General features: G+C 54.3%; 2 pseudogenes. Both read left to right on the top strand.

Going from position 1 to position 892, the window contains the following annotated elements:
* Positions 1–77: 77 nt before the first annotated feature.
* Positions 78–635 (top strand): annotated as a pseudogene (locus ACSZPU_RS25945) (beta-galactosidase small subunit-related protein); the annotation flags it as partial.
* A 57-nt stretch (positions 636–692) separates the two neighbouring features.
* A pseudogene (locus ACSZPU_RS25940) lies at positions 693–822 on the top strand (MFS transporter); the annotation flags it as partial.
* Between the last annotated feature and the right edge of the window lie 70 nt (positions 823–892).

The following is an 892-nucleotide window of genomic DNA, read 5'->3' as shown; positions in this document are numbered from 1 at the left end:
TTATTATCGAGTTCGGTGACCGCCTGGACGGTCACTTCTGAGAAAAGGCATTTACACAGAATCGTGTACAGGGTCGCCGCTGGCACTATCTAAACGGTAACGGAGTGGTGATTGCCAGCCACTGGCGGATGACCTTTGATTCACAAGGCAAGCTGCATCTGGCGATCGACGGCGAACGTGCCGGCACCCTACCACCGCTGCCGCGCATCGGGCTGAATTTCCAGGTGCTGGATCAGCAAAAACCAGTGTCATGGCTGGGCTTTGGCCCGCATGAGAACTACCCGGATCGCCGCACCAGCGCCTGCTTCTCCCGCTGGGAGTTGCCACTCGAAGAAATGACCACGCCGTACATTTTCCCTACCGAAAACGGCCTGCGCTGCGACAACAAAGCGCTGGACTGGGGGCGCTGGCACGTGGCAGGCGATTTCCACTTCTCCGTGCAGCCTTACAGCACCGCGCAACTTATGGAGACCGACCACTGGCACAGGATGCAGCAGGAAAACGGCGTCTGGATAACCCTCGATGGCCAGCATATGGGCATCGGCGGTGATGACTCCTGGACGCCAAGCGTACTGCAGCAATGGTTGCTGCTTGAGACCCAATGGCAATATCAGTTAACGCTCCACTTCCAATAATAATCGGGGGCGTTAAGTCCCCCTACCTTACAGGCATAATTATATGGAACAGTCACAATGAAACTCTCTGAACTCGCGCCAAGAGAACGGTATAACTTTATTTACTTTATGCTGTTCTTTTTCTTCTACTACTTCATTATGTCGGCCTACTTCCCCTTTTTCCCGGTCTGGCTGGCGGAAGTTAACGGCGGATTCAACTCCGAAGTGCAACGCTAAGCCGCCAATCTTAGCTCTGCAAACACCACAGACGGTTGCCT

The organism is Phytobacter sp. V69 (assembly GCF_965644215.1).
Classification (GTDB): Bacteria; Pseudomonadota; Gammaproteobacteria; order Enterobacterales; family Enterobacteriaceae; genus Phytobacter.
The sequence above is the reverse complement of the archived record's forward strand: the minus strand, read 5'-3'. Positions and strand labels throughout refer to the sequence as shown.